Source organism: Levilactobacillus koreensis JCM 16448 (genome assembly GCF_001435525.1).
GTDB classification, from domain to species: Bacteria; Bacillota; Bacilli; order Lactobacillales; family Lactobacillaceae; genus Levilactobacillus; species Levilactobacillus koreensis.
The window spans coordinates 1-1017 of sequence record NZ_AZDP01000004.1; the positions used below are offsets into that span (position 1 = coordinate 1).

At 39.9% G+C, this 1017-nt stretch carries 1 protein-coding gene; it reads right to left on the reverse strand.

The genetic code is table 11. The features are described 5' to 3' along the window. Positions 1–846: IS1380 family transposase (locus FC99_RS00085; protein ID WP_056986392.1), on the reverse strand; the 846-nt coding region annotated here is incomplete at its 3' end. Positions 847–1017 lie beyond the last annotated feature (171 nt).

Consider the following 1017-nt stretch of genomic DNA (forward strand, 5'->3'; position numbering starts at 1 on the left):
TGCCCGATAATTAAGATTAAAGAAGTGTGCACTCGTGTCCTCAGGATCGATAAGCTGCGCACAAGATTCAGCTAACGTCAAAAGTTTAGCGTTAGTTTTGAGCTTGATTAAGAAATCAGTATCGGACGATAGGCATAATTGATAAAGCTCCGGTGTCGCAAAGCCACTGTCACCGCGGATTAAAGTGTTCATCTGACAGCTAAAGTTCTTGGTGTAGTCAATGATTGGCCGTATAAAGTCAGCAACGCCAGTAGAAGTGTAGACATTTCCCGGCCGAAGCGTGGCACCCAAAAACATACCAGACAAGCCATCAAACGCGAGTAATGGGTGAAGTCCCATCGAAGCATAATGAGAATTAAAGGCAGCATTAACTTGGTTGCCAAACGTATCGGAGTGAGTAGAATCAACATCGATAATCATGTCAGTTTGATTATTTTGTTTAATCACAAGCTTATTGAGATTTCGGTTTAACGCTTCAAAACCAGCGATAGCCGATGATTCCAAGTGATTGATGAACCGAGAGATAGTCGGTTGTGAAGCTAAGGTATCTTTATTTAAGCAAAGTTTTAAGGCGGGATCATGACTGAGATTTTTGGTCATCGAATCATTTTGATAGCCAGCAATTTTTTGAAGTAGTACTTGTGTCAGCAAAGATGAAAGCTGATGTTTAGGGCTTCTACGCCACTCCTGTTTAGGCAATGCACATAAAACCATCTGTTTAAAGCCAATACGATGTAAGAAATCAGTCATTAGTAATAAGCCAGAATCATTCGTAAGTTGGGTGCCATCGTCACAGAAAGAAATATTTGAATTGAAGTCTAAGCCACGGTCTAGTATATTGGTCATTAGGAACTCCCCTTTGTATTGTTTTGTCTCGCAACTTCACAATAACATTGTGGGGTTCTTTTTTTTACAATTTTTTTGGTTACACCCATTGGGTGTAACCAAAAAGGACTAGGTATGCTTGAGACTGTAGGAACAGTCAAAACATTCTAGTCCTTTTATGAATAAATTGGG